General features: G+C 53.5%; 2 protein-coding genes. Both read left to right on the top strand.

Annotated elements, in window-relative coordinates; all coding sequences use genetic code 11:
* Positions 1-549 (top strand): NAD(P)/FAD-dependent oxidoreductase (locus B3Z49_RS07840; RefSeq protein WP_296989654.1); only part of this gene is annotated, 549 nt, incomplete at its 5' end.
* A gap of 36 nt (positions 550-585) precedes the next feature.
* On the top strand, positions 586-984 hold the full coding sequence (locus B3Z49_RS07835) for a GFA family protein (RefSeq protein WP_296989652.1): 399 nt from the start codon (positions 586-588) through the stop codon (positions 982-984).
* Positions 985-1,310 lie beyond the last annotated feature (326 nt).

Raw genomic sequence — 1,310 nt, 5'->3', positions numbered from 1 at the left:
GTCGTGATTGCCGGTGGCGGTGACTCGGCTGTCGACTGGGCGCTGTCGCTTCATGATATCGCCGCCAAAGTGATGGTGGTTCATCGTCGCCCGAAATTCCGTGCCGCCCCCGACAGTAGCGCAAAACTGCAGGCCTTGGCCGAGGCGGGCAAGATCGAGATGGTCATCCCCTATCAGCTTAAAGGGCTTAAGGGTGAAAACGGCATCCTGTCACACGTGGTTGTCGCAACGCTCAAGGGCGAAGAGCGCGAGCTTGAAGCCGATCATCTTCTGCCGTTCTTTGGCCTTGCCATGGAACTCGGTCCGATTGCCGATTGGGGCCTTAATCTTGAGAAGAACCATATCGGCGTAAAACAGGCGACGATGGAAACATCCGTCCCGGGCATCTTTGCCATCGGCGATATCGCAACCTACGAGCACAAGCTGAAACTGATCCTGTCGGGCTTTGCCGAAGGTGCGAGTGCGATCCACGCCGCACGGTCCTATATGTTCCCGGACAAGGAATTCCATTTCGAATATTCGACCACGACGGGTGTTCCGAACGAATAACCCGAATTTTGGTCAAAGTTTTCAAGGAAGCGCACCATGACCACAAAACATCCCGAACATCCTGGGGGTTGTCTTTGTGGTGCGGTGCGCTTTGTTGCATCCGGGGAACCGATTGGCAGCAATCACTGCCATTGCGGCATGTGTCGCAAGGATAGCGGTTCGGGTGTTTCGACCTTTGTCGCGTTCCCGACCAATGCCGTCACATGGGATGGCAAGCCGCGCGAATATGAAAGTTCGCCCGGAAAATATCGCGGATTTTGCCCGACATGCGGATCAAGCATCACTTGGCGCAAGGGCGATGACGACAGCTTCATCGATTTCCGATTGGGCACCTTTGATGACCCAAGCCTGTTCAAGGCTAAAAAGCATCTTTGGATGCGCACAGCACTGCCGAGCTTTGCTGGCATTGATCCGGAGATCGAGCATTTCGATTAAGTGCGACGATCCCTGGACCATTTAAAGTACTGAAGCTTGTTCCTGCCAAACCGGTGACATCACAGGTACCGGACAAACGAAACTTGTCTCTGGCCCTCGGGGCTCAATCATGACAGGCTGCAAAATTCTACCAAGAGTAGAATTCGCACATATCACCATCAGGGGAACGAAATGAGCGACCAGAATCAGGACGACCAACCGAACAGCCGCCGAAAGATGAATATGCGCAAACTGATGCTGTTTGGTTCAGGTACGCTTCTGCTTGGCACGTTACTGATGATGGTGACATTCCAAACCACCTTTCAGATGATGATGCATGGACGTTC

The organism is Thalassospira sp. UBA1131, from assembly GCF_002311515.1.
Lineage (GTDB): Bacteria > Pseudomonadota > Alphaproteobacteria > Rhodospirillales > Thalassospiraceae > Thalassospira.
This window is presented reverse-complemented; position numbering and strand designations above follow the sequence as displayed.